Here is a 25,056-nt window from a genome sequence, read left to right as displayed (position 1 = left end):
GAGCGGAAGCTACTCTTTCGGCCACGCCGCCGCCGATGATCATCCGGACGGGCGTGCGCCGAAATCGAGACGCCGGGGTGCCCCAGCCGCTGCCCGATCACACTGCCCCACTCGGAGGCGTCCACGAAGGCGCCGTGCACCAGCACGACCGTGGGCTTCGGCTTCGGCTCCGGCATGATGCAGCTCGGTTGCTTTGCCGATTCGGCAACGCAACCCGGATGGCGGAGCAACCTTCAGTCTTGGCCACGTGCTTGTGGCTGGCGACGCCGCGCACATGAGCTTCCCGGCGGGGCGGGGGCGGCCTCACCATCGGTCTGCAGGGCGCGATGAACCTGGGGTGGACGCTGGCCGCAGGGATCCAAGAACGTGGACCTCTGAGACTCCTCGGCACCTACCGAAGCCAACGCCACCTCGCGGCCCTGAGCTCGCTCGGGACGCATGGCCGAGACGGCGCTCATCGGAGACACGTCCTCTCAGACCCGCGCGCTGCACGACTTGTTCAGCAAACCCAGGGTCCTCCGATGCGGGCGCGGGCGCCCCTGAGAACGCCGGGGCCCGTCTCCGGCTGTCGGTCAGTGCGTGGCGAGCGGAGAGATCAAGCAGCTGCTCATCGCGGAGGCGAGCAGTCGATCCCGCCCCTCGAACAGCTCCGCCCGAGCGAGGGCGGTGCGGCGGCCGTGGTTGATGAGGGTACCGACGGCGCGGACCTTGCCGGTGTCGACGGTGATCGGGTGCAGGAACTTCACGGTCAGGTCCAGCGAGGTGTAGCCCGTACCTGGAGGCAGCACGGTCTGGACGGCGCAGCCGGCGGCCGAGTCGAGCAGGGTGGCGTAGACGTCACCGCGCACGCTGCCGATCGGGTTGTAGTGCTCCTCACCCGGTTCCAGCATGAACGTCTGGCTGCCGAACCCGGCGTGGTCGAGGGTGAACCCAAGCATGGCTGCGAGGGGCGGTCCGGGCATTCGTCCGGCGATGAGGTCCTGGACGAACTCCAGACCGCTGCGCTGTCCGACGGCGGCTGTGGTGACCTGCGGGTCGCTCCAGGTGATGGTGCGGGTCCTGGTCATGTCTGTACCCCTCGTCATCTGGGTGGGGGCTGCCAGGCGTGGTCGGCCTGGCAGCCCCCGTGATTCCTGTGCTACCGCAGCGTGCGGAATGCGGTGCGCAGCTCCTGGGTCAGGATTTGCGGCTGCTCCCAAGCGGCGAAGTGACCGCCGCGGTCGACTTCGTTCCAGTGGATGATGTTGCCGAACGACCGCTCGCCCCAGCTGCGCGGTGCGGGGTAGATCTCACCGGGGAACACGGTGACCGCGACGGGAACGTCAGGGACGGGGACGGCGTTGAACGGGCCGCCGCCGGCCTGGTAGCCCTCCCAGTACAGCCGGGAGGAGGATCCCCCGGTGTCGGTCAGCCAGTACAGGGAGATGGCGTCGAGGATCTCGTCACGGGTGAGGACCTTCTCCGGTACGCCGCCGGAGTCGGTCCATTCGGCGAACTTGTCGTAGTAGTAGGCGGCCATGGCGACCGGCGAGTCGTGGAGGGCGTAGGCGATGGTCTGCGGGGTCTGGTTCATCATCGCCGCATAGCCGAAGCCGTCGTGGTAGAAGTGCAGCAGGCGGTTGTAGGCCCGCGCCTCGGGCGCCGAGAGGTTCGCCGGAGCGGCGTCGAAGTTGAGCAGGTGGCGCAGGATGTCCGGCGGGACGGTGCCGGGCATGTTGACGTGGATGCCGAGCAGTCCCGGCGCGCGCTGTGCGGCGAGGTTCTGGGAGATGATCGCCCCCCAGTCACCGCCCTGGGAGACGTAGCGCGGGTAGCCGAGGCGCTGCATCAGGGTGTGGAAGGCGCGGGACGTGCGGGCCGGATCCCAGCCGGTGGTGGTCGGCTTGCCGGAGAAGCCGTAGCCGGGCAGCGTCGGCAGGACGAGGTGGAAGGCATCCTCGGCGCGCCCGCCGTGGGCCGTGGGGTTGGTCAGCGGGTCGATCACCTTGAGCAGCTCGATGATGGAGCCGGGCCACCCGTGCGTCATGAGCATCGGCAGCGCGTCGGCGTGCGGCGAACGGATGTGGGCGAACTGGATGTCCAGCCCGTCGATCGCGGTGATGAACTGCGGCAGCCCGTTGAGGCGCCTCTCGACCTTGCGCCAGTCGTACCCCTTGCCCCAGTACTCGACCAGCGGCCTGAGCTTCGCCAACTGCGCCCCCTGGGACCGGTCGGACACGGTCTCCTCGTCGGGCCAGCGGGTCGCGCGGATACGCTGCCGCAACTCCCGCAGGTCGTCTTCGGGGACCTTGATGCGGAACGGTCGGACACCGGCGATCTCCGGCACCGGGGCGGAGGCGCCCGCCGCGGGCGGCGGAGTCGCCCCGGCGGCGGCCGCTTGTGCGTTGCCGGGCATCGCGAGCTGGGTGGCGGCGGCTACGCCCGCCGCCCCCGCGGCCAGGCCCAGGAACCGGCGGCGGTCGGTGCCGGATCCACGGGAATTGTCTTTCGTTACCATCACAGACTCTTTCTCTCGGGTCGCACCCCATAGCTGGTGCCATGCGGTGGCGGACGGGCAGGTCCCGCCGTGGCGGTCACAGTTCAGTTCAGATCACAGTTCGTGCTCGCCATGCCCTTGATGCGATGGCGGTGACCTCGCCATTGGCGGGCTGGACATCGCTGTCAGGGAGGGCTGGCCCTCTGCCCCACCTGTTCCGGATAGGACAGGTTCACGCCTCACCGTTGCCGGCGAGGTATCACTCCCCCGCTCCCAGACGCAGGGCGTTGGAGAGCTGCTCGGCGTTCATGTGGTACGACGCGTCCACGGCTTGGACCGAGCGGAAGACTTCGACTGTCTTCTCGTTGTCGTAGGTGACCTGGAGTTCGGCGGCCAGGGAGAGCCAGGTGGTGAAGGAAACTCCGAGCTGAGTGAGTCGGGCCAGGGCGGTGTCGTGGGCGACCTGGGTGGATCCGGCACAAGCGTCGACAACCACCGTGACGCCGAGCCCTCGCCGCAGTGCGCCCACCGAGGTACGCAGCACACATCCCTCGGTGGTGAGTCCGGCGATCACCAGATGCTGAACGCCGGTCGATTCGATGGCCTCCTCGAAACCGGGGTGGCCGAAGGCGTCGAATGTGCCGGCCCGGTGGACCACTGGCAGGTCACCTATCTCCCGGGCGAGTTCGGGGTACAGCGTGCCGCGCGGATCACGCTCGGGGCCGAGCGTCACCACCAGCGGCGCCCCGTACCCGAGCGCCATCCGGGCCAGGGCGACGGCTCCGGTGACGTTGTCGGTGATGGACTGGGTCCGGATGAGGTTGGCGTAGCCGGTGACATAGTCGACCAGAACGAACGCGGTGTTCTCCGGGGTCCTTGCTTCGATGTCCATGACGGTCCCTCTGTGGATACGGATACGGATACGGATACGGATACGGATACGGATACGGGTGCGCGTACGGGTGTTCTCAGAGGAGCTGGGCGCGTTTGCGCACGAAGAGCACTGCGGCCAGTGCGGCGAGGAGAGCTCCGACCGCTGGAATCAGGACGGCCAGGTGGAGTGCGGCGGTGAAGGCGTCCCCGAAGGCGGCCGAGACGTTGTCGCGGACCTCGGCCGATACGGCGTCGAGCGGTGTGCCGGAGGCTATGCCGTCGATGATGTCCCGGGTGGCTTCGGACGGCACTCCATGCCGGGTGAGCTGGTCGGGCAGCCGATTGATCAGCCCACTGGTGACAATCGTTCCGGTGACGCTGGCGCCGAGAGTGTTTCCGATCTGCCGGAACAGGTTGACGGTGCCGCTGGCCATACCGGCCTCGGCCGGGGGAACACTGACGACCGCGGCCGCGGTGCTCGGCGGGAGGACCAGGCCCGCACCCGCGCCGAAGACTGCGAGATACACGCCGATCAGCGCCGCGGAGGTATGAGCGGTCTGGGTGAGCATCAGCAGGGTTCCGGTGGCTGCCGTCAGGGAGCCGAGCACGAGGGTGACCTTGAAGCCGAGTCTGCCGACGACCCGCCCGGCCACCGCGCTGACCAGCAGATAGGAACCGGTCACCGGCAGCATGATCAGCCCGGTCTCAAGGATCGATTCGTGGCGGACACGCTGGAAGTACAGGACCTGGGCGATCGCCATGGCCACGAATGCGTACTGGGCCACCAGGGCGACCAGATTGGCCGCGGTGAAGGAGGGGTTGCGGAACAGTCGCAGGTTGAGCATCGGGGTGCGGGTGCGGCTCTCGACGATCAGGAAGACTCCGAGGACCAGGACGAACCCGGCGAAGGACCACAGGACTTCGGGGGTGTCGAAGCCCTCGTATCCGCCCTGGATGACAGCGAAGTTCAGCAGGGCGATGACGACGACGGTCAGTGCGAGACCGGGTGGGTCCAGGTGGCGTCCGGGCTGCCGGCTCTCGGTAACGTAGCGGGGGGTGAGTACCAGGATCAGCGCCGCCAGCACGACATTGACCAGGAACGCCGCGTGCCAGGAGAAGTACAGCAGGACCGCGCCGACGAGGATCGGGCCGAGGGCCAGACCCAGGCCGGAGACGGCGACCCAGATACCCACCGCGGTCGTACGCGATCGGGGGTCCTTGAAGGTGCTGGTGACGATCGCCAGGCTCGTGGGCAGGATCGCGGCTCCGCCCAGGCCCATGACGGCCTGGCCCGCCATGACGACCGCCGCCGACGGTGCCAGGAAGACCAGAAGGCTGCCCAGTCCGAGCAGGAGCACCCCGCCGGTGAAGACACGGCGGCGGCCGAGGATGTCGCCGAGCGTGCCGGCGGCCAGGACGAAACAGGCCACCGTCATCGCGTAGATGCTGGCGATCCAGACCAGCTGGGAGCTGGTGGTGTGCAGCGCGGCCTGGACGGAGGCGAGCGTGGAGGTGGTCTGGGTGATGTTGATGAACAGTCCGAGCTGCCCGAGGCTGACGACCGTGAAGCCGGGCCAGGGACTCTTCGCCCGCTCCGATACCGCTGCTGTCACTGCTCGTGCCGGTGCGGATTTCGGTGCTGGTGTCTGGTTCTCCACCATCTGGACGGAGGTGATCTGGGGAGGCATGGGAAACCCTTCCACGGGTGAGTCGAGCTTGGAGGGCAGGTCAGTGCAGCGGGACGTCGAGGACGGCCTTGCGGTGGCTGAAGGTCTCCAGGGAGTAGCGGCCGTGGTAGTTGCCCATGCCGCTCTCGCCAACACCCCCGAACGGCAGGGTCGGCACGGTCACATGAAGGACCGGCAGGCCGAAGCTGACAGCACCGGAGGAGGTCTCGTCGATCAGCCGGTCGCGGGTGGTGTCGTTGTCGGTGAAGGCGTAGGCGGCCAGAGGCTTGGAGCGGGCGTTGATGAATTCGATGGCCTCGGTGACGTCGGCGACCGTCAGGATCGGCAGGATCGGCCCGAAGATCTCCTCCTGCATGACCGGCTCATCCGGCCGCACGTCCCGCAGCACCGTCGGAGCGATGTACTTCTCGGTCCGTTCGTGCTCACCACCGAGCGCGGTACGGCCCGAGCCGATCAGGCCCATGAGGCGCTGGAAGTGGCGGTCGTTGACGATACGTCCGTAGTTGTCGGCCGCCCTCGGGTCGGCGCCGTAGAGCTGCTCGACGGCCTTGGCCAGGGCCTCGGTCAGGGCGTCGGCGGTCTCGGGGTCGGTGAGGACATAGTCGGGGGCGATGCAGGTCTGGCCCGCGTTGGAGAACTTGGTGGCCGCCAGTCGGGCGGCGACCGTGTCGATGTCGGCATCGCGGTCGATGAAGACCGGGGACTTCCCGCCGAGTTCGAGAGTGACAGGGGTGAGGTGCTCGGCGGCGGCACGCATCACGATCCGGCCCACGACGCCATTCCCGGTGTAGAAGATGTGGTCGAACGGCTGGGCCAGCAGGGATGTCGTCTGCTCCACACCGCCCTGGACCACGGCCACGGCGTCGGTGTCGAGGTAGGCCGGCACCAGTCGGCCCAGCAGTTCGGAGGTCCGCTCGGCCAGCTCGGAGGGCTTGAGGACCACCGCGTTGCCCGCTGCCAGCGCGCCGGCCACAGGGACCAGCAGCAGATAGATCGGGAAGTTCCACGCCGAGATGACCAGAGTGACGCCGAGGGGGTCAAACCGGGTGTGGGCCGTGCTGCCGTCCGGCAGGTAGGGCACGGAGACCTCGGCCGGCTGCGGGGCGAGCCACTCCTCCAGGTGCTCCAGGTAGTCGTCGATCTCCAGGACCGTGGTGCCGATCTCGTCGGAGTCCACCGCGGCACGGTCCTTGTGCAGATCCGCCCACAGGGCGTCGGCTATGGCCTCACGGTTCTCGGTCAGCAGTGCCCGCAGCCGGGTGAGCTGCTCCACGCGCCAGGCCAGCGGCTTGGTGCGCCCGTCAGCGAAGGTCCGGCCCAGCCGCGCCAGCAGGGCGGCGGCGGCGTCGGAGGTGAGGGCGGGGTACGTGGTCATGATGGTGTTCCGTTCTGTGGGAAGGGCTGGATCCGAACAGGCCGCTGGTGTGAGCGAATGAGGAGCGCATGGGGTTCCGGCGTGGTCAGAGGCGCGGACGGAACACCAGCATCGATGCGGCGCCATCGTCCGCGTTCGCCGGGAGTGTCAGGCGGTGGTGTCGAGGACGATGCGGAACCGGGCCTGGCCGGACATCATGCGCTCGTAGGCGGCGGGCGCCTGCGACAGCGGCATCACCTCGGTCATGGGCAGGACGCCGTGGCGCAAGGTGAAGGCGAGGTTGTCCTCGTTCTCGATGGAGCTGCCGGTGAGCGAGCCGCTGACGGTGCGGGTGCCGAAGATCAGGTCGGGTGTCCCGACGGTGATCGGGTCGGGGGCGGCACCCACCACCATCAGATGTCCCTGCGGGGCCAGACCTGTGACCAGGCCGTTCATCGAGGCGCCGCTGGCTGCGGTGGCGATGACCGCGTCGGCGCCACCGAGGTCCCGCAGTGCCTGCCCGGGGTTCTGGGCCGTGCTGTCGATGTAGTGATCGGCGCCGAGGTGCCGTGACAGTGCGGCCTTGCCCTCACCGCGGGCGATGGCCGCCACGCGGTAGCCGAGGCGGGCGGCGTACTGAAGGCCCAGATGGCCCAGTCCGCCGATGCCCTGGACCGCAACCAGCGCGCCCGGCCGGATCGGCAGCCGTCCCAGGGCCGTGTACATGGTCAGTCCGGCGCACAGCAGGGGCGCCGTCTCCAGCACACTGAGACCCTCGGGAACCCTGACCAGCGCGCTGCTCCTGGCGTGGACCACCTCGGCGTATCCGCCGTCGACCGTGGTCCCGGTCTGCGGCTGGTCGGAGCAGTTGACGAAGTCGCCCCGGCGGCAGCGCTCGCACTGCCCGCACTGCCCGCCGAGGAACCCGATCCCGACACGCTCCCCCACACGCCAGCCCCACACGCCGTCACCGACCGCCTCGATCACGCCGACGATCTCGTGTCCCGGCACGATCGGCGCGCTCGGGTCGGCACGCCATCCCTCCACCGCCACGGCATCGGAATGACACACGCCGCAGGCTTCCACTCGCACTCGCACATGACCCGGCTCCGGCTCCCGGACCTCCCGCTCGACCAGCCGGAAACGGCGGCTCTCCGTCACCTCGAAAGCTCGGTACGTGGGCAAGGCCTCCTCCTTCATCCTCATCGTCATGGAGTCAATATGACCGGTCACTTTAAGGAAGTCAAGAAGGCCGGGGCCGCTTGCCAGCCGTGTGGGAGTTCGACGGCGACGAACCCACCTGGCAACGCTGGATGCTGGCCTGCCGCAGTATCGCCAAGCCCGACGAGATCGCCTACCACCTCGCCAGCGCACCCCTTCAAGCCACCGTCGCCGACCTCGTACGCATCGCCGGCTGCCGCCGGAAGGCCGAAGAATGCTTCCAGAGCGCGAAGAACGAATACGGCCTGGACCAGTACGAAGTCCGCCGCCATGTGGGCTGGTACCGGCACATCACACTCGCCATGCTCGCGCATGCTTTGCTCGCCGTCCTGGCCAGCCAGGACGGGAAAAGAGGGCGCCGAGCAGGACACACCCGACGTCGTGGACTGAGGTTGATCCCCGGGAGTGGACACCGGGTTTCATACGACGAATGAACCCGGCACACCCCGCGGCGTCACGCGACGGCCCGTCCTCCAACGGCCAAGGACATGACGGGCGAACAGCCGCGCTGATCAGCGACCACAACCCACTGACGAATCGAGGTTGGACAAACGAGCACGCGGCGAGGGGTCTCCGACACACATCGGAGGCCCCTCGCCGATGCGAGACGACCGTAGCTCTGGCCCGCCCTGGATCGGTTCAGTACGGCTGGCCTGTCGGCATGATGGTGACTTGCTGGAAGTTCACCCGGCGCGGGAGCGAGGCGAGGAAGCCGATCGTGTCGGCTATGTCCTGGGGCGTCAGCCACTCGGTGGCCTCCTTCGAGCCCTCCAGCCAATCGATCGCCCCCTGGTCGGTGACGTGCTCCTGCAGCTCGGTATCGACGATGCCTGGCTCGATGGCCGAGACGCGGACGTTCTTCGGGCCCAGTTCCACGCGCAGGTGGCGGGAGAGCTGGGTGACGTACGCCTTGGTGCCGGAGTAGACCGCGAAGTTCGGGAAGATGTTCTGGGCCGCGATCGACGAAGTGTTGATCAGGTCGGCCACGCCGTCTTTGCAGGCGGCCTTCACGAGCTGCGGTACGAACGCGCCGATGACGTTCATCAGACCGGTGATGTTCAGGTCGATCTGGCGCTGCCACTGGTCGGTGGCCAGTTCCTCGATCGGGGCGGGGAGCATGACGCCGGCGTTGTTGAGCAGCAGGTCGGCGCCGCCTCGTTCGGCCGCGACCTGGTCGGCGGCCGCTTGGACCGCCGCCCGGTCGGTCACGTCGGCGGTGATCGCGGTGGCGCTGCCGCCGTGCTTCTCGATCCTGGCGACCAGGTCGGTCAGCCGGTCGGCGCGCCTGGCCAGGACGACGGCGTGTGCGCCGAGCGCGGCCAGCTTCTCGGCGGACGCCTCTCCGATGCCGCTGGAAGCTCCGGTGATGACCGCGACGCGGCCCTGGAGGGGGTGGGCGGTGTTCTGTGTGGACATGGGTGCACCTTCCGGAGGAGGAGCCAAGTTGGCGTGCCGCTGGGCCGCGTCCGGGATGTCCGGATCCCAAGGCCGGTCTCAGGAAAGAACCTTGACCACTTCCCGCGCCAGCGGCCCCGACGAAACCGGATACTGTCCCGTGTGGAGGTTGCCGTCCGACATGCTGTACGACTCCCGGGCGGGACCACGTGTGTACTTGGTGGGGAGCTTCTTCAGCTCGTCCTCCAGTGGCCACCTCGCGTCCTCGGTGAACCCGACGCCCCCTTCTTCCTCATTGCAGAATCCGGTCACGTTGAGGTCCGCGAAGGGCGTCTTGCCGTGCTCGTCGCGGGTCGCGAGGATCGCGGCACGGGCGTGGCAGACGATGGCGAGGGGCTTGCCCGACGCGAATGCCTTGCGGAGCAGTACAGCGGAGTCCGCGTCAAAGGCGAGATCTTCCATTGGGCCGTGCCCGCCCGGGTAGTAGACCGCGTCATAGTCCTCGAGCCGTACGTCGTTGATGGCGATGGGATGGCGGAGCTGTTCGACCGGCTCGATGACCACCGTCTCCTTGAGCATGTTCTCCTCGCCGCCCGCGTACCGGGGCTGCAGGCTCATGGTATCGACGACGGGGATAACGACGCCCGGTGTTGCCATGGTGACCTCGTAGCCGGCATCCGTAAAGCCGTCGTAGGGTGATACGAATTCCTCGGCCCAATATCCAGCCGGATGGCGATACCCATTCTTGGATGTCCAGCATCCTGCGCCGGTAAGTACAATAAGACTTCGACCCACGACCGATCTCCCCTTGGTGTCGGGGCAGGCATAAGCGCTCTTTACGCTACCCGCACCGGGCGACCGCGGCAACCGGAAGCAGCATTCGCGGCGAAGCGGAAATTCAATACGCGGCACCCATATTCACTTTCATGTCCGCCCGGTTTCAATGCTGCCTGATTTTCGGGGTCGTGTGGCAAGTGAAAATCACCAGCAGCCCGCGTTCATTGCCCTTCGGTGCTTCTACGGGGGGCAACTCGCTCCGGTGGATCTCCAGCGGACGCGCCTCGGTCTCTATTCGTTCAGGTGTACCCGCCCCAGCAAAGGGGGGCGGCTACTCCAGCGCGGTGGAACGGCGAATGCCGTGCCTGAGGTCGGCAGCGCTCGTGATGATCATGCGCTCCGGGGTACAGCACCATCGAAACGTCACACCGAGACTTCGCCCATAGCCTGCGACTGTCTCGTGACCGTTTTTCGATTTCATCTCCGGCGAACCATATGCAACCTGTTGACCAGTGCTCTTGCGTAGAGCGGTTTGAAACGAGCAGCAGAACGACGCGTTATAGACAGCGTACTTCCGTGTCGAATCCATCGTCATACGCACCTGCGGCGCCACCGCCTGGACCCACCGCGCCCGATCCTGCGCCACTCGGCCTCATTGCATTCAGCATGGCAAACATCATCCAGAGTTTCTTCAATGCCGGCATCAATCTGCCCCTCTTTCCCGCCGCGTTCCCGCTCGGGTTCTTCGTGGGCGGCCTTGTCCAGATGATCGCGGGAATCTTCGAGTTCCGGCAGGGCAGCAGGCTCGGCGCCACCGCGTTCACCGTGCTGGGCGCGTTCTGGCTGTGCTTCGTGGCCTACGCCAAGTCCATCGTCGCAATTTTCCCCCGGAACAGACCTACCCGGGGCGGGCCAGTTTCTGCTGCCGTGGGCACTGATCCTCCTCGTCCTCACGCTTGCGACCTCGTCGGCGGCGGCGGAGAATCCTGAGCTTTCCAACTGGGCCGCGTGGGAAGCGAGCTCCGGGTAAGCCTTCGAGGTCAATCACCCGATAGCGCTGAGATACCGAAAAGTTGGCACCTGAATTCAATGCGGGCCAGGTCGAGTTCGCTGAGTTGCCGGGAGCCGCATGCGGGCCCAGACTGAATATCAGGTACGGCGTGGGGACCGTCGGTGCTCAATCTGAAGACCCGGGTGGCACTGCGTGTGGCAGGCGGCTTCGAGGCTCGACCACAGTCACCTCATCCAGCCTCACCTTTTGCTCCAAGCCACCGCAAGGCGCGTGCCGTTGGGCGTTTCCTAGGGTGCGCCGGTCCCTGCAGCTCCGTGAAGGACCGAGGACGTGAAAGGAACGACTCCACATGGCAAATGCGGCATTGAAGGACCTGAAGAAGGTCCTCATTACGGGAGCAGGCACCGGCTTCGGGTTCGAGGCCGCCATGCGCCTCGCCGAGAAGGGCTTCGACGTGATCGCCGGGGTGGAGATTTACGCCCAGGTGCAGACGCTGAAGTGGCAGGCGGCGGAGCGAGGAGTCGAGCTTCAGGTCGTGAAGCTCGACGTCACGAACGACGGAGACCGCCGCAAGGCACTCGACTGGGGTGTGGAGATCCTGGTGAACAACGCCGGGGTCGGTGAGGGCGGCTCCACCGTTGACATTCCCGAGGCGAATATCCGACATCAGTTCGAGGTCAATGTCACGGGTCCGCTGGTCCTCACCCAGGGAATCGTCAAGCAGATGATCAAGCGCGGGGCCGGCCGCGTCGTTTGGGTGTCCTCGCGGGAAGGCCTGAACGTCAATCCCTTCACCGGCATCTACTCCGCCTCTAAGCACGCGGTCGAGGCCATAGCCGAGACCATGGCCTACGAGTTGCAGGAGCACAACATCGAAGTCGCCACGGTCAACCCGGGGCCCTTCCTGACCGGCTTCAACGACCGCATGTTCCAGACCTGGGAGAGCTGGGAGGACGACGCCTCGGAGCGCCTCTTCGACTACTCCAAGCTCGCCTTCCCTCGCCCGCAGTTCGACCCCGAAGCGGTGTTTGCCACGCTGACGGCCGTTGCCGCCGGGGAGGTCGACAGCTTCCGAAACCTGGAGCCCAAGTCGATGCTTGAGGAGACCAAGCAGCTCCAGGCGGTTCCATGGGAGCGCAAGGTCACGGACGGCCTCGGGACCCGGCATCCGGCTATCCAGCACTCCTACGAGATGAAGCCCGAGACTCCCGTGGCTGTCTCAGGAGGCTGAGGGCAGCGGCACGGGCAGGCCGTGGACGCAAAGCAAGGGCTTGGCGGAAACCGACCGGGGCCGGACGTCTTTCCGTCGTGTGAAGCCACGCTCGCTCATGAGCGCGCAGCACTCGCATACAGCTGGAGGTACACCACAATGCGTGTCAAGCCGACCGTGCTGCAGGATCGCTATCGCAACCGCGGTACCGCGTACACGCTGGAGGAGCGGGCGAGGCTGGGGATCACGGGGCGACTGCCGGCAGCGGTCGAGACCCTCGACGATCAGGCCCGTCGGGCCTACGCACAGCTGCTGCAGCAGCCTTCCAACCTGCACGAGTACATCTACCTCAACGAGGTCCACGACCGGAACCAGGTGTTGTACTTCAAGCTGCTCGCCGACCACCTCGAGGAGCTGCTCCCGGTCGTCTACGATCCCACGGTCGGCGAGGCGATCGAGAAGTGGTCGGTAGACTACCGCGACTCGCGCGCGGTGTACCTGTCGATCGACCGTCCGGACGACATGAAGGCGTCGTTCCAATCGCTGGGCCTCGGCGCGGACGACGTCGATCTGATCGTCGTCTCCGATGCCCAGGAGATCCTGGGCATCGGAGACTGGGGCGTCAACGGGACCGACATCTCCATCGGGAAACTCGCCGTCTACACCGCCGCCGCGGGCATCGACCCCAACCGCGTGATCGCCGTGAACCTCGACGTGGGGACGGACAACGAGCAGCTGCTCAACAATCCCTCCTATCTGGGCAACCGGCACGCACGGGTCAGCGGCCGACGCTACGACGACTTCATCGCACGGTATCTTCAGACCGCGTCCGAGCTGTTCCCGAAGGCGTTCCTGCATTTCGAGGACTTCGGGCCGTCGAACGCCCGGCGGATCCTGGTGGAGAACGCCGACAAGTACCGGATCTTCAACGACGACATGCAGGGTACCGGCGCGATCGTCATGGCTTCGGCGTTCTCGGCCCTGAAAGTCACCGGAGGACGCTGGCCCGAGCAGCGGCTCGTCGTCTTCGGGGCGGGCACCGCAGGCACCGGCATGGCCGACCAGATCCACGCGGCGATGCTCAGGGACGGTGCGACCCCCGACGAGGCGAAGAGGAACATCTGGCTGATCGACATCCACGGCCTGGTGACCGATGACATGCCGGGCCTCCCCGACTACCAGCAGGTCTACGCACGGTCGAAGTCCGAGATCGGCGGGTGGGGCGACGGTGAGATCGATCTCCTCACCACGATCCGACACGTCAAGCCCACCATCCTCATCGGCACCTCCACGGCCCACGGCGCGTTCACCGAGGATGTCGTGAGGGCGCTGGCGGAGGGTGTCGAGCGCCCGATCCTGCTGCCCCTGTCGAATCCGACGAGTCGCATCGAGGTCATGCCGTCGGACGCGGTGCCCTGGACCGACGGCAGGGTGCTGATGGCGGTCGGCATCCCGGTCGAGCCGGTGCAGTACAACGGGGTCTCCTACGAGATAGGGCAGGCAAACAACGCCCTGCTCTACCCGGGGCTCGGTCTCGGCACGATCGTGTCGGGAGCCGGCCGCGTCACGGACAACATGCTGCTCGCCGCCGCCGAGGCAGTGGCAGGCCAGGTCGATGTGTCGGCGCCCGGAGCGTCGCTCCTGCCGCCGGTTGCGAACCTGAGGGCGTCGTCCGCGACGGTCGCGGTCGCCGTTGCCAAAGCCGCGGCAGCGGACGGTGTCGCGACAAAGTCTCACGACAACCTCATTCAGGCGGTCCAGGACGCGATGTGGGACCCGGTCTATCGCCCGGACGACCTGGAAGGCGGCCGATGAGCGACAACCAGCCGACCCCAGAGACGAAGGACCTGCCGATCGGGATCCAGGCCGGCGGGAGCCGGCAGGAATTCGACAGTATGGGCACGGTCGACGTGCCGGCTGACCGGTACTGGGGGGCGCAGACGCAGCGCTCGCTCCTCCACTTCTCCATCGGAGGCGACCGGATGCCGAAGGAGGTCTACCACGCCTACGGCTACGTGAAGAAGGCGGCGGCGCTCGTCAACGCTGCCGCTGGACGGCTGCCCGACTGGAAGGAGCAGGCCATCGTACGGGCGGCGGAGGAGGCCATCACGGGCAAGCTCGACGACCACTTCCCGCTCTACGTCTGGCAGACGGGGTCGGGAACCCAGAGCAACATGAACGTAAACGAGGTCATCTCCAACCGCGCGTCGCAGTTGCTCGGCGGCACGCTCGGGACCCAGGAGCCGGTCGCCCCGAACGACGACGTCAACATGGGGCAGTCCAGCAACGACAGCTTCCCGACCGCGATGCACGTCGCCTCCGTCCAGGAGATCGACGAGCACCTGCTGCCGCAGGCCCGGGAGCTCGCCGCGTCCATCGAGGCGAAAGCCACGGAATGGGCCGAGGTCGTCAAGATCGGCCGCACGCACCTTGAGGACGCCGTACCGCTCACCGTCGGGCAGGAATGGTCCGGCTACGCGGCGCAACTGCGCGCCTGCATCGAGGAGATCGAGCACAGCCGCGAGGGCCTGCTCGAACTCGCGCTGGGAGGCACCGCCGTCGGCACGGGGCTGAACGCACCCGAAGGCTTCAGCCGCGACGTCGCCGGCAAAATCGCCGAGCTGACCGGCAAGTCCTTCGTCACAGCCGAGAACAAGTTCATGGCACAGGGGGCCCTGGACCCGATGGTGCGAGCGCACGGCACACTGCGCGGGCTGGCCGTCGCCCTGATGAAGATCGCCAACGACATGCGGTGGCTGGCCTCGGGCCCGCGTACCGGCTTCGCAGAACTGGAGCTCCCGCAGAACGAACCCGGTTCCTCGATCATGCCCGGCAAGGTCAACCCGACCCAGTGCGAAGCCATCGTCATGATCGCCATTCAAGTGCTCGGCAATGACACGGCAGTCGCCTTCGCCGGCAGCCAGGGCAACTTCGAGCTGAATGCCATGCGCCCGGTGATCATCAACAACTTCCTCCATTCCACGCGTATCCTCGCCGACGGAATGGAGAAGTTCCGCACCTTCTCCGTCAGCGGTACGCAACTCAACCGGGAGAAGATCGGACAGTACGTGGACCAGAGCCTGATGCTGGTCACGGCCCTGAGCCCCGTCATCGGGTACCAGAACGCAGCACACATCGCCGAAGCTGCGCTGGCCAACGGCCAGACGCTCAAGGAAGCCGCGCTGGCAAGCGGTCACGTCGACGAGAAGACGTTCGACTCCGTCATCGACCCCCTTTCCATGGTCGGCCACGGCGCCTCCGGCGCCTGACACACTCTGGCGGCGGCGACAGCCCGCCGGCTCGTCGGCTGGCTCCAGTGAACGCCCGCGAGGTCAGCCACGACATGCAGGAGAAACCCCGGTTGATCACTCCGGCATCGGTGCCGCGTCTGTACTCGACTTTACTGACCGAGGGAGTTCGTGAACCGGCTCTGACCTGCGGCGATTCATAGACTCGTAAGGAGGGCGCCGACAGGCCCGCCGGGAGGACGCTGCGGGTCAGTGTGGGTGGTCGTGGTCGTCTGGGTGGTCACGGTGGTCACGGTGGTCGTGGCCTTGGGGGCGCTGTGCCAGGGCTTGGGTGCGTGTGGTGACCTCGTCCGTGGACACGGCGGACAGGCCTACGAGTACGTCTTCCAGGGCGGCCAGCCAGAGCCGGTAGTAGTTGTAGGGCTCGCCCTGGGCCGCTCCGGCTTCCCAGGCGGTGATCCGGGCGATCAGTGCGGCCTGGAATTCCGGCCAGGTGAACGCGCCTGCCTCGTACAGGCTGACGGTCATGCCGAAGGCGCGGCTCTCCCATGGCTCGGCGAACACCAACTCGCCGTTGGAGCGGGGCGGTGCAGCCGGGCCCTCGATGTCCAGCGGCGCGGTCATGGTGCCACCACCTTGGCCACGCCGACCATCGCGTCCCGGGTCACCAGCGGCACGAGCTCTTCCTCGGTCACGTGCTCCGTGCCGGCCGGACGCTCGGGCAGTACCAGCCAGCGGACTTCGCTGGTGGAGTCGCGGACGGTGATCTGCACGTCGTCGGCGAGGTCGAGTCCCATCTCGGCCAGCACCGTGCGGGGCTCCTTGACGATCCGCGAGCGGTAGGCGGGGTCTTTGTACCAGCTCGGCGGCAGGCCGAGCACCGGCCACGGGTAGCAGGAGCACAGCGTGCACACCACGACATTGTGGGTGGTCGCTGTGTTCTCGACGACCACGATGTGCTCGCCTTGCGCGCCCGAGAAGCCCAACTCCTTGATGGCAGCGGTGCCGTCGTCGAGCAGCCGCTGCCGGTAGTCCGGGTCGGTCCATGCCTTGGCGACGACCTTGGCGCCGTTGAGCGGGCCCACGTTGGTCTCGTAGTCGGTGATGATGCCGTTCATCACCTTCGGGTCGATCAGGCCACGCTCGGTGAGCAGCTGCTCAAGCGCCTCGGTGCGCAGGGCCACGGGAAGGGTCTCGGCCGGCCCGCCGGTGGTGGTCATGGGATTGTCTCCAGGTAGCTCTCGTACAGCTCGGCGGTGAGTGCGAAGGGTTCGGCGTCGGCGCCCCACAGTTCGCGGGAGTCGAACCGCACCGAGTAGACGTACTGCGGGTTCTCGCCCTGGAAGTGGGCGTTGGTGTCCGGCAGCACGGCGGCGGGCTGGATGCGCTCGACAACTCCGACATGTCCGCGGACATAGCCTGGCAGCCTGGTGTGCCCGGGCGGCGACATGTCCTTGGCACGGACATGCTCGCCGACGGTGAAGGCCGGCATGGTGTCCACGGTGCGCAGCGAGCCCTCAGCGGTCCGTGCGTAGTCGGGCCGGGCAGGCTCCGGGATTGGTGGTTCCTCAACGTCTTCGCCGCGCAGATTGCGGGCGCGGGCGTCGATCGCGGATGGCGCCAGGATGGCACTTTCGGTGAGCATCAGCTCCGCGGCGTTGAGCCAGCGGCCGAAATAGCCGTCGTCCAGGTAGGAGGCGCAGTCCAGGCGCTCCAGTGCGTGCCGGAAGGCGTCCGGGTTGACGCCGCCGCACGCAACACGGCTGGAGAAAATCGCCAGTGCGAATGCCCGGCCTTGCCAGGGCTCCTCGAAGACCGGTTCATCCCTTCTCGGCGGATGCATGGGACCCCAGCCCGGGGTGCCCCCCATATCGGCAATACCGTCCATGGCGAAACTCTCATATGAGTGCAACAGTGATCATACCTACTCGAAATTCTAAGCAAGTGGTGTCCCCTCAGCACACGTGGCGCGCGAGGAGTAGCTGGGTCGCTCGGGATCCAGGCCCTCGACCAGGCTGTCCGGGCCCGGTGGAAGATTTCGCTCACCTCGATGCCCCCGGCGACCAGCGCGTCCCGGGCAGCCTCAATGTCGGAGACGATCAGGTACCCCTTGACTGAACCGGGCCCGGTCGATGTGAGGTCTGCGCCGAACGGACCGAGCATCTGGAGCCGTGCGGGATGAACTGGGCAACGCCGGGCGGCGTTTGGTTCAGTCTCCACCCGAGATGCCCGTAGAATTCCATCGCGCAGTCGATGTCCAAGACGGGGATGGCGACCACCTCGAGTTTCATGTCGACATCCTCGACGCCGGCGTAGCCTCCCTGAGATGAGTGACGACTTCATCCTCGCGCTGTGACAGCTGCGCCGCATCAGGACACACCTTGGCTGGTATTGGTCCCGCGCCATGGGGTCCGTGGTTGTCGGCCCACGGGGCTCCTACTCAAAAGGTGCGCCAGGCGCGGGCCCTCGGCGGCCGCACCGCCCGGTGGCGGCGGCGCGCCTCGCTGTGCCCACAACGGCCCAGTGCCGCACCTCATTTGCCGCCGCTTTTACCTGACCCGACGCCCAACAGCGAATCGCCCCCCTCTGCCAGCGCAGGATGCAGCAGGACGGAGACTGGAAGACCGACTGGGTGCCCGCCTCGCCCAACTGTTCGACGAGTAAGGGGCGCTGCGAGGGGGGAAGGCTATTCGGATCCGGTGGGGTACTTGCCGGCGTACAGGTGAAGGCGGTCGATCTCAGTTCTTTCGGCGTACTTCTTGCACTCCGCCAGAAAGTGACGGACGCGCGGCTGACGTCCGTGTTCCTCGAAGGCGCTGCGGTCGGTGTAGAGCTCGAAGAAGACACGCTGGGCCGGCGCTCCCTCGACTCCGCTGCATGCATATACCAACGTGCCAGACTCCTGCGTACGGACCACTGCGGCGGTCTCGTGCACCAACTCGTCGAACGCTTCCCCTGCACCGTCGCGCAGCGTGAAGCGGATGCAAAGTGCCACATGGCTCACCCCCTGCCTCCTTCTCGCCTTCTCAGGCTCGCCGCGCGCCGCTCAGGTCGCTCGTGGACGGCTTGCGACGAAGTCCCGCATCTCGGCCATGAGCACCCGTCGGAGCATCCGGATGCCGGCCAATCGATCAACGGTCCGCAGCGCGAGCGCTCAGCCGACCTGCCCGGTGCCCGCGCCTGCATCAGGATGCGGTTGCGCTCGTCGAGCAGGTCCCCGATGTTTAGCGCAGCCGGCTGACCTCAAGGACCGCATCGGTGAAGGCTTCCGGGCGCTCCTGGGGGAGGTTGTGGCCAGCGTCGGGGACTTGGTGGTGGACGCGTGGGCCGGTGAAGTGCGCTGCTGAGGAGGCTCCGTTAGTCGGGGGCAGGCTTCCGTCTGCCAGGCCGTCCAGGGTCACGGCGGGCACCGTGATCGGCGGTTGTTTGAGCAGCCGCGCCTCCAGATCGGCGTAGCGGGGGTCCGTGGGGGCGTCGTGGCGTCTTACGCGGTAGACGTTGAGGACGACAGCGATGTAGTCCGGATTGTCAAACATCCTTGCCGCGCGGTCGAGATCGGCCTCGGTGGACCGCCATTTCGGCGAGTTCCGCTTCCATACCACGCGGGCGAACTCCTTGGTGTTCTTCGCCAATCCCACTGCCCCGCGTTCGGTGAGAAGGTAGTAATAATACCAGTGGGCAGATTCGACCTCGGGGGGATCGGGTGTCTCTATTGCCGTCTCATTGAGGTTCTGTATGAGATAGCTGTTGACCGACACGAGTCCCCTGCAGCGCTCCGGCCACAGGGCGGCCGCCACACACACGCCGCGTCCACCCCAGTCATACCCGCCGAAGAGGGCACGTCGGATGCCGAGTGCGTCCATGAACGCGATGACGTCCGAGCCGAGAGCGGCTTGCTGACCGGATCGAATGATGTCCTTGTCCCGGAAACGCGTGGGTCCGTGCCCGCGCAGGTACGGGACGAGCACATGGAATCCCCGACGGGCGAGCTGGGGCATGACGTGGCGGTAGGCGTCAGGACTGTAGGGCCATCCGTGGCCGAGCAGCACGGCGGGACCGTGAGCGGGCCCTGCCGTGTGGTAGGCAATGTCCATCAGGTCCGTGCGGACCTGATGGATCGGCCCTAGTTCAGGCAACGGGTTTATGAGCTGCGCGGATGCGCTCTGCGGTGAGACGTCGTCACGCATGACCGCGGCTGCGGCTTCCGCAGGGAATGCGGGAAGCGCAACCTGGGCCAGGCCCGCGGTGACCATCGCGTTGAATGTCCGCCTGTCGATGACAACCACCTTCTTGTGAAAGTGGCCGAGTGCACCGGATCACGGGCAGCATCGGCCATGAAACACCGAACGCGGAAATGCGTGCAGCGGGGACACTTGATTTCCTGCCACCTTGGCCTTCTCGGAGAACGTGGCCTCCCCGGCCAGCCGTTGGGTGGCTGCCATCAGCTTCGTCGTGCTCTGCGGCAGGTCGGCGGCGAAGACCTCGTGGAATCCGTCCGGCCGGATGTACACGTCTGTCCCGCAAACGCCAGCGGCCCGATAGGGGATTGACGTGGTGGCGGTGGCGGATGCAGAGGGGAATCGGGCGGCCGGCGCTGCGGCGCTCTCGCCCTTGTCGGGCATCAGGGCCGATACGTACACCAGGGACTTGACCCGTGGATTGCCGGCGGCCGCCGAGCTGATGACGGAGCCGCCGTACGAGTGGCCCACCAGCACGATGGGGCCCTTGATGCTGTCCAGCACCGAGACGATGTAGGCGGAGTCGTTGGACAGACTCCGCAGCGGGTTGGCGGGGGCACGACCGTGTAGCCGCGGCGTTCGAGTCGCGCGATGACACCGTTCCCACTGGCGGCGTCCGTGAACGCCCCGTGCACCAGGACCACGGTGGGTTTGCCGCCGCTCGTGTCGCCGTCGGCAGTGGCCGGGACTGCCGCGGACGTGCATGGAGCCACCGCGCACCCAGCGACCATGAAGGGGGTCCGACTTGTGCGACCCCTGAAGCCGAGCGCCACAGATGCCGTCATGCTGGCCTTCCCTTCCATGAGGCCCCCACGTCCCGAGCATTGCTCTATCCGCGCCGTGAGGCCCGGCAACAGGGGCCGACAGGGTGAGAAAGGCGGAGCATTCAAGTGAGAGAACGCGCCACAAGTTCCCGGAGGTCTCCGAGTCGAGATCCTGCTGCACCTCTACGGGCTCGCGTGTCAACAGCCATCTTGTTTTAGTCACGGCCGACGTCAGGGCTCGGCAGCCGAACGGGACCCGGCGGGCTCGACATGCCCGTCACTCCTGGAAGGCCACAGAGCAGGGTGCACGTTTATCCAGTACGAACGCTGGCTCGGAGAAGGATCCATGAGAGTGTTGCCCGCCGTCACCGACCGTGATGAGTCGGGTGCCCTGGCCGTCAGGACCGACTACCACGACGACCAGGCATGGCAGGAGGTGCCAGCTGCACTGACGAAGCCCTGGGGTGGGGCTCGACCCCGGATCTTGGACACCCGAGACACTTGGATCTTGAGTCCAGGAGAGCGCATGTCCCGTGGTCATGAAGCACTATCCGCCGGAGTTCAAGGCGGACGCGGTCGCGTTGTACGAGTCGCTACCGGGAGCGACGATCAGGTCGGTCGCCGCTGGTCTGGGAGTAAACCCGGAGACGTTGCGGAACTGGGCCCGGGCGGCCGGAGCCCAGCCGGCCACGAGGACGCCGGGCGGAGGCGCCCGCCGAGCCGCCCACAGCGCTGGAGATGGAGAACGCGGCTCTGCGCAAGAAGGTGGGCGAACTGGGGGAGGAACGCGAGATCCTGCGGAACGCGGCGAAGCGTCCGGCCGGAGTCTTCGTCTCAGGGCTCGTGTACGACGTGGCCACCGGACTCATCGACGTCGTCGTCCCGCCCGCGCGAGTGGAAGCATGACACCGCGCGGCGCCTGCGGCCGGTCCGGCCTCGACCGCCGTGGGCCTGCGGCTCGTGCCGGGATCTGCTTCCCTGGCCGGTCGTATCGGCGGGGAGGCGCTTTCTGGCATGTGCGACGATCACGGACACTCGGCGGCCGAGGCGACGTGGTCAGCGCCTCGCGTCGCGGAGGGACCGGCTGTTGACCCGGTGACGCGGCCCGAGGTCGATGAGGTCAGGGTCACGACGATGGTCGACAACACCTTCGACGCCCTGCTGGCCTCTGCCGAAGGCTTCACCCGGGCGTCGATGGGCGCCGGGCGGACCGCCGCGCGGCAGTTCGCCGGCGGCGAGGCCGTCGCGGGGGCGTGCCGAGCACGGCCTCTCCGCCCTGGTCACCGTCAAAAGCGGGAACGCGAGCAGCGCGCTGCAGTTCGATACCGGCGCATCGCCGGACGGGCCGGCGGTGAACGCCGAGCGTCTTGGCGTCGATGTCTGCGGCCTGCAGGGCGTCGTTCTCAGCCACGGACACTTCGACCACGCGGGCGGCTTCGACGGCCTGGCCCGGCTGCGCGGGCGCTCCGCCCTGCCACTGACCGTCCACCCCGCGGTCTGGACCCGCCGCCTGGAACTACCCGCCGGCCAGGGTCTGGAGGTGCCCACGCTGTCACGGGGTGCCCTGGAACGCGAAGGGTTCGAGGTAATCGAGCGGCGGCAGCCGTCGCTGCAGGCCGGTGGCATCCTGATCACCGGTGAGGTGGACCGCGTCACCGAGTTCGAGCACGGCATGCCGCAGGCACACCAAGCCTGGGACGGGAACGGCTGGCGACACGACCCCGCCGTCATCGACGACCAAGCACTCGTCATCAACGTGCGCGGCCGGGGGCTAGTCATCATCACCGGGTGGCGTCACGCCGGAGTGGTCAACATCATCCGGCACGCCATGAGGCTGACCGGCGTCAGCAAACTGCTGGCCCTCATCGGCGACTTCCACCTGATCGGCCCCGCCTTCGAGCCGGTCATCGGCCCGACGGTGGCCGCGCTCACCGAACTCGCACCCGAGCTGATCGTCCCCGGTCACTGCACCGGCTGGCGCGCCCAGCACACCCTCGCCGCAGCCTTCCCAGACGCATGGGTGCAGACCAGCGTCGGAACCACCTGCCCACTCAGCGCCCCACAGGCGGGTGATGCCTGATCCCGGCTCAGCAGTCCCGGCTCAACCGGTGCAGCAGGAAGTGCAGCGTCGGCGGTACGCGAACGGGCTTCGGGGGTACCCCGGATGGCACCCCGGGCAGTGGAAGCCGGCCGGCTTGTGGCCACCACCCCGCGAAAGACCCAGTCGAGGAACCGCGTCGAACAAGATCCGGACCATTTCCGGGCCGGCGACCCGTCATCCGCCTCGATGGAGGCTGTTTCCGCTGGTCGAAGGCGCACAAGGCGTGTACCACCAGCAGACGAAGAACCTTCTGGTGTCGTACTCGCCGAAGAAGCTGGGCTTCTTCTAGGCGCACGGGAAAGGCGCCTGACCTGGGCTTTCACCCGTCAGGCGCCTTTCACTCAGCCCGCTCTCGACCAAGCCCGGCCTGCGCCAGCCGTCACGGCGGGGCGGCGTCCGCCCCTGTTGCCCCTGGACTCGGCGGCACGCAGTCCACTGAGTTCTGACACTGGCCGAACTACGGAAACGTGATCACGCTTCAACAGCCCCACCCCGGTGTCACATCCATGCTTCTGAGACAGGCGAATGCAGCACCTCGGCCTCGGCTGGTCCGTTCCTACTCGCCATTCGTGTCAGGCGCCGGTGTGGAGGTAGGCGGCCCACAGGAAGGGGTCCGGGTCCGGTCGAGCTGTCCGGGCAGGTCGCGGCCGTCGCGTACGCTGCGCACGACCGGGTCAAACGAGCGGTGTATCTCAGGTTGTTGGAGTTACTGACGGGCTGCGGAAAGCCTGCCGTCGAAGGTGATGCCGAAGGCGTTCAGGGCGGTGATTCTCTCGTCGGCCATCTCGCCCCGGAACTGGTAACCGCCGATGCAGGAGACCAGGGAGGGTGCGTCGTCCGGGCGGCGGGCGAGGACGACGGTGTTGTCGCGGCGGTCCCTGATCCCGGTGAGAGCCGACGCCCTGGACGCTACGATGCGAGCGTCCGCGTCTGCGGTCCATAAGTCGACCAATTCAGGCCAACCGGGGCGCGGGGCACCGGGTCCACCCGCGAGAACCAGAGATGGCCTGCGGCCGCAGGCCATCCGTACCAGTGGAGTTCGAACGACATGAAAACCAGACACCTGCGCCGGTATGCGTGCATAGGCACCGTCCTCGCAATCGGCCCCCTGGCCGGTTGCTCCTCGTCGGACGGGGCGGCCGAGCCGCCGCGGTCGGAAGCATCGTCCAGCCGGTCCGCACAGGAGAGCGCCAGTCCGAAGGCGTCGGCTCCGGCGTTCACCACCCCGAGCGAATGCGACGGGCTCCAGCTCAAGGGCGGCGAGACTCTCGCCGGTTCGGCCCTGTCGAATTGCCTGGTGGCCGCGTTGAAGGCGTACGGATCGGGTACGGAGTCCGTACTGTCCGGGGACGAGTCGGGGACCTCGCAGTTCGTCTTCGGGGACGATCCCGCGCTGTCCGGCTCGATGACGGGACCGGAGGGCGAGAAGTCGTACGTCTTCAAGGGCGACGACGAGTGGATCAAGACCCCGGGGCTCGGCAAGTGGGTCAAGGGGGACGCGAACAGCACCGACCCGCAGGAGCAGCTGGTGGCCGCCACGGGCAAGCTCTATCGCGCGCTCGCCGACCCGGCGGTGACGGCCCGGATGATCGCGTCGGCGCCGGAGTGGACCGTGGAGGCGGAACGGCCGGTGCTTTCCCTGGAGAACGGGGAGAACGTCGAGGCGTGGCGGATCGCGAACAAGAAGCCGTACACATACCTCGGCGCGGCCGTACGGGAGCACATCCTGTGGTTCGGGGACGACTTCACGCCGTACGGCGGGCAGGCGGAGTCCAGCGCGGGCGGCGTGATGACCACGACCACGCAGCACTTCTACGATCTGGGCAAGCCGGTGACGATTGAGCCGCCGGAGTAGACGAGGCCTGAGCTCCGGGCCCGACCCACGCACATGGCCATCAGGTCTTGGCCTTCGCCGGGGTCGGGCCAGGACGTATCTTCCGGATCGAGTTCCGGGGAGAGTAATGCCTGGTCTGGTGGAGGCCGGCCCGGCATCATCACGGCATGGGTAAGGACATCCGGGGCTTCATCGAGTGCCACCGCGACTATCGAGACCATGAGGCGGACTCGTTCTGGCACGCCATCATCGACCTGGACCACCTCAAGGTGCCGAGGAACTACGACGCCTTTGGCTCTCTGTGCGGCGTCTGCGACAACGAGCAGTTCGCGCCGGTGGCTCCTGTCCGTGGACTGCCGGCCGACGCATCGAACCGTGTCCGCGACGGCCATGAGACGACGGCCGGGCGAAGCGCGAGCTGGGTCAGCTGGGCAGAGATCAAGCGGGTCGACTGGGATGAGGAGTCCGCCGAGCCCGATGCCTGCATCCGCGAGTACTACCGTGATCCACAAGGCGACTGGCAGTTCCTCCAGCGGCACCACTCCGCTCCTCAGCGATTCGTCGACCTCTGCGGACAACCGGCTCACATCGCGGTCCGGCCCAGCGAGCACTTCCCGGAGGGCTCCCAGTGGCTCGATGGAGACCAGATGTTCCGTGTTGAGCGCCTCATGCGCCGCGACGCCGTGCCCGACGCCGAATGGGGCCCCGTCTGGACCATCATGCGCACCCTCGCCGAACTGCATGGCGACGACGACGTCAGGCTGGTCGTCTGGTTCGACGACTGACGTCACCTCGCAGCCCAGATGAAGCTCCCGGCGATGTGGAGCGCGGCAAGATGGATCGTGGACCTACTCGCGCGCGGCCA

Annotated in this window: 24 protein-coding genes and 2 pseudogenes; 11 read left to right on the top strand and 15 right to left on the bottom strand. The window is 67.2% G+C overall.

The genetic code is table 11. The annotated features are described in order from the left end of the window. Window positions 1-302 precede the first annotated feature (302 nt). Window positions 303-407, top strand: a pseudogene (locus AB0D53_RS04485) (hypothetical protein); the annotation flags it as partial. Window positions 408-572: 165 nt separating this feature from the next. Here the strand turns inward: AB0D53_RS04485 and AB0D53_RS04480 are convergent. From AB0D53_RS04480 to AB0D53_RS04455, 6 genes are all read right to left on the bottom strand, one after another. Continuing rightward, window positions 573-1,067, bottom strand: coding sequence for a PaaI family thioesterase (locus tag AB0D53_RS04480; RefSeq protein WP_362439946.1), 495 nt, complete (start codon window positions 1,065-1,067; stop codon window positions 573-575). A gap of 71 nt (window positions 1,068-1,138) precedes the next feature. Continuing rightward, window positions 1,139-2,497, bottom strand: a complete 1,359-nt coding sequence (locus tag AB0D53_RS04475; protein ID WP_362439943.1) for an epoxide hydrolase — start codon at window positions 2,495-2,497, stop codon at window positions 1,139-1,141. 238 nt (window positions 2,498-2,735) lie between these two features. Further along, entirely contained in the window at window positions 2,736-3,368 is a 633-nt protein-coding gene (locus tag AB0D53_RS04470; protein ID WP_362439940.1) for an isochorismatase family protein, read from the bottom strand. A gap of 76 nt (window positions 3,369-3,444) precedes the next feature. Continuing rightward, complete coding sequence (locus AB0D53_RS04465) at window positions 3,445-5,037, bottom strand: MFS transporter (RefSeq protein ID WP_362439937.1); 1,593 nt, start codon at window positions 5,035-5,037, stop codon at window positions 3,445-3,447. 40 nt (window positions 5,038-5,077) lie between these two features. Further along, complete coding sequence (locus AB0D53_RS04460) at window positions 5,078-6,412, bottom strand: aldehyde dehydrogenase family protein (protein ID WP_362439934.1); 1,335 nt, start codon at window positions 6,410-6,412, stop codon at window positions 5,078-5,080. A gap of 147 nt (window positions 6,413-6,559) precedes the next feature. Then, window positions 6,560-7,603, bottom strand: a complete 1,044-nt coding sequence (locus AB0D53_RS04455; protein ID WP_362439931.1) for an alcohol dehydrogenase catalytic domain-containing protein — start codon at window positions 7,601-7,603, stop codon at window positions 6,560-6,562. Window positions 7,604-7,662: 59 nt separating this feature from the next. On the opposite strand from AB0D53_RS04455, the gene AB0D53_RS04450 reads away from it, so the two are divergent. Continuing rightward, window positions 7,663-8,046 carry a hypothetical protein gene (locus AB0D53_RS04450; protein ID WP_362439928.1) on the top strand — a complete coding sequence of 128 codons (384 nt, stop codon included), beginning with the start codon at window positions 7,663-7,665 and terminating at the stop codon, window positions 8,044-8,046. Between the two features lie 205 nt (window positions 8,047-8,251). On the opposite strand, the gene AB0D53_RS04445 is transcribed toward AB0D53_RS04450, so the two are convergent. Both AB0D53_RS04445 and AB0D53_RS04440 read right to left on the bottom strand, forming a co-directional pair. Further along, window positions 8,252-9,028: an SDR family oxidoreductase gene (locus AB0D53_RS04445; protein WP_362439925.1), complete on the bottom strand. Its 777-nt coding sequence runs from the start codon at window positions 9,026-9,028 to the stop codon at window positions 8,252-8,254. A gap of 78 nt (window positions 9,029-9,106) precedes the next feature. Then, complete coding sequence (locus AB0D53_RS04440) at window positions 9,107-9,802, bottom strand: type 1 glutamine amidotransferase domain-containing protein (RefSeq protein ID WP_362439922.1); 696 nt, start codon at window positions 9,800-9,802, stop codon at window positions 9,107-9,109. Between the two features lie 477 nt (window positions 9,803-10,279). Here AB0D53_RS04440 and AB0D53_RS04435 point away from each other — a divergent pair, with 477 nt between their 5' ends. The 4 genes from AB0D53_RS04435 (at window position 10,280) to fumC (ending at window position 15,275) form a co-directional block, all read left to right on the top strand. Beyond that, a complete protein-coding gene (locus AB0D53_RS04435; RefSeq protein ID WP_362439919.1) occupies window positions 10,280-10,774 on the top strand; it encodes an acetate uptake transporter in 495 nt (164 codons plus the stop codon). Between the two features lie 371 nt (window positions 10,775-11,145). Then, window positions 11,146-12,027 carry an SDR family oxidoreductase gene (locus AB0D53_RS04430; RefSeq protein WP_362439916.1) on the top strand — a complete coding sequence of 294 codons (882 nt, stop codon included), beginning with the start codon at window positions 11,146-11,148 and terminating at the stop codon, window positions 12,025-12,027. Window positions 12,028-12,165: 138 nt separating this feature from the next. Further along, a complete protein-coding gene (locus AB0D53_RS04425; protein WP_362439912.1) occupies window positions 12,166-13,821 on the top strand; it encodes an NAD-dependent malic enzyme in 1,656 nt (551 codons plus the stop codon). Further along, window positions 13,818-15,275: a class II fumarate hydratase gene (gene fumC / locus AB0D53_RS04420; RefSeq protein ID WP_362439909.1), complete on the top strand. Its 1,458-nt coding sequence runs from the start codon at window positions 13,818-13,820 to the stop codon at window positions 15,273-15,275. The genes AB0D53_RS04425 and fumC overlap by 4 nt, the downstream gene beginning before the upstream one ends. A 228-nt stretch (window positions 15,276-15,503) precedes the next feature. On the opposite strand, the gene AB0D53_RS04415 is transcribed toward fumC, so the two are convergent. From AB0D53_RS04415 to AB0D53_RS04390, 6 genes are all read right to left on the bottom strand, one after another. Further along, window positions 15,504-15,878, bottom strand: coding sequence for a nitrile hydratase accessory protein (locus AB0D53_RS04415; RefSeq protein WP_362439906.1), 375 nt, complete (start codon window positions 15,876-15,878; stop codon window positions 15,504-15,506). Further along, window positions 15,875-16,474: a nitrile hydratase subunit alpha gene (gene nthA / locus AB0D53_RS04410; protein WP_362439903.1), complete on the bottom strand. Its 600-nt coding sequence runs from the start codon at window positions 16,472-16,474 to the stop codon at window positions 15,875-15,877. The genes AB0D53_RS04415 and nthA overlap by 4 nt, the downstream gene beginning before the upstream one ends. Beyond that, a complete protein-coding gene (nthB, locus tag AB0D53_RS04405) occupies window positions 16,471-17,142 on the bottom strand; it encodes a nitrile hydratase subunit beta (protein WP_362439900.1) in 672 nt (223 codons plus the stop codon). Before nthB ends, nthA begins: the two co-directional genes overlap by 4 nt. Window positions 17,143-17,940: 798 nt before the next feature. After that, window positions 17,941-18,258, bottom strand: coding sequence for an antibiotic biosynthesis monooxygenase (locus AB0D53_RS04400; protein ID WP_362439897.1), 318 nt, complete (start codon window positions 18,256-18,258; stop codon window positions 17,941-17,943). A 220-nt stretch (window positions 18,259-18,478) separates the two neighbouring features. Then, window positions 18,479-19,540 (bottom strand): alpha/beta hydrolase, encoded by a 1,062-nt coding sequence (locus tag AB0D53_RS04395; protein ID WP_362439894.1) that lies wholly within the window; start codon window positions 19,538-19,540, stop codon window positions 18,479-18,481. 30 nt (window positions 19,541-19,570) lie between these two features. Then, window positions 19,571-20,197, bottom strand: a complete 627-nt coding sequence (locus AB0D53_RS04390) for an alpha/beta hydrolase (RefSeq protein ID WP_362439891.1) — start codon at window positions 20,195-20,197, stop codon at window positions 19,571-19,573. 598 nt (window positions 20,198-20,795) lie between these two features. Here AB0D53_RS04390 and AB0D53_RS04385 point away from each other — a divergent pair. The 3 genes and pseudogenes from AB0D53_RS04385 to AB0D53_RS04375 all read left to right on the top strand — a co-directional run. Continuing rightward, window positions 20,796-20,927: pseudogene (locus AB0D53_RS04385) on the top strand (transposase); the annotation flags it as partial. 67 nt (window positions 20,928-20,994) lie between these two features. Then, a complete protein-coding gene (locus tag AB0D53_RS04380; RefSeq protein WP_362439989.1) occupies window positions 20,995-21,162 on the top strand; it encodes a hypothetical protein in 168 nt (55 codons plus the stop codon). Window positions 21,163-21,370: 208 nt separating this feature from the next. Next, window positions 21,371-22,336 carry an MBL fold metallo-hydrolase gene (locus tag AB0D53_RS04375; protein WP_362439888.1) on the top strand — a complete coding sequence of 322 codons (966 nt, stop codon included), beginning with the start codon at window positions 21,371-21,373 and terminating at the stop codon, window positions 22,334-22,336. 727 nt (window positions 22,337-23,063) lie between these two features. Here AB0D53_RS04375 and AB0D53_RS04370 read toward each other — a convergent pair. Continuing rightward, complete coding sequence (locus AB0D53_RS04370; RefSeq protein ID WP_362439885.1) at window positions 23,064-23,309, bottom strand: hypothetical protein; 246 nt, start codon at window positions 23,307-23,309, stop codon at window positions 23,064-23,066. A 96-nt stretch (window positions 23,310-23,405) separates the two neighbouring features. On the opposite strand from AB0D53_RS04370, the gene AB0D53_RS04365 reads away from it, so the two are divergent. Both AB0D53_RS04365 and AB0D53_RS04360 read left to right on the top strand, forming a co-directional pair. Next, window positions 23,406-24,212, top strand: coding sequence for a hypothetical protein (locus tag AB0D53_RS04365; RefSeq protein ID WP_362439882.1), 807 nt, complete (start codon window positions 23,406-23,408; stop codon window positions 24,210-24,212). Window positions 24,213-24,358: 146 nt separating this feature from the next. Beyond that, a complete protein-coding gene (locus tag AB0D53_RS04360) occupies window positions 24,359-24,976 on the top strand; it encodes a hypothetical protein (protein WP_362439879.1) in 618 nt (205 codons plus the stop codon). Window positions 24,977-25,056 lie beyond the last annotated feature (80 nt).

It is taken from the genome of Streptomyces sp. NPDC048295 (assembly GCF_040652135.1).
Lineage (GTDB): Bacteria > Actinomycetota > Actinomycetes > Streptomycetales > Streptomycetaceae > Streptomyces.
The sequence above is the reverse complement of the archived record's forward strand: the minus strand, read 5'-3'. Positions and strand labels throughout refer to the sequence as shown.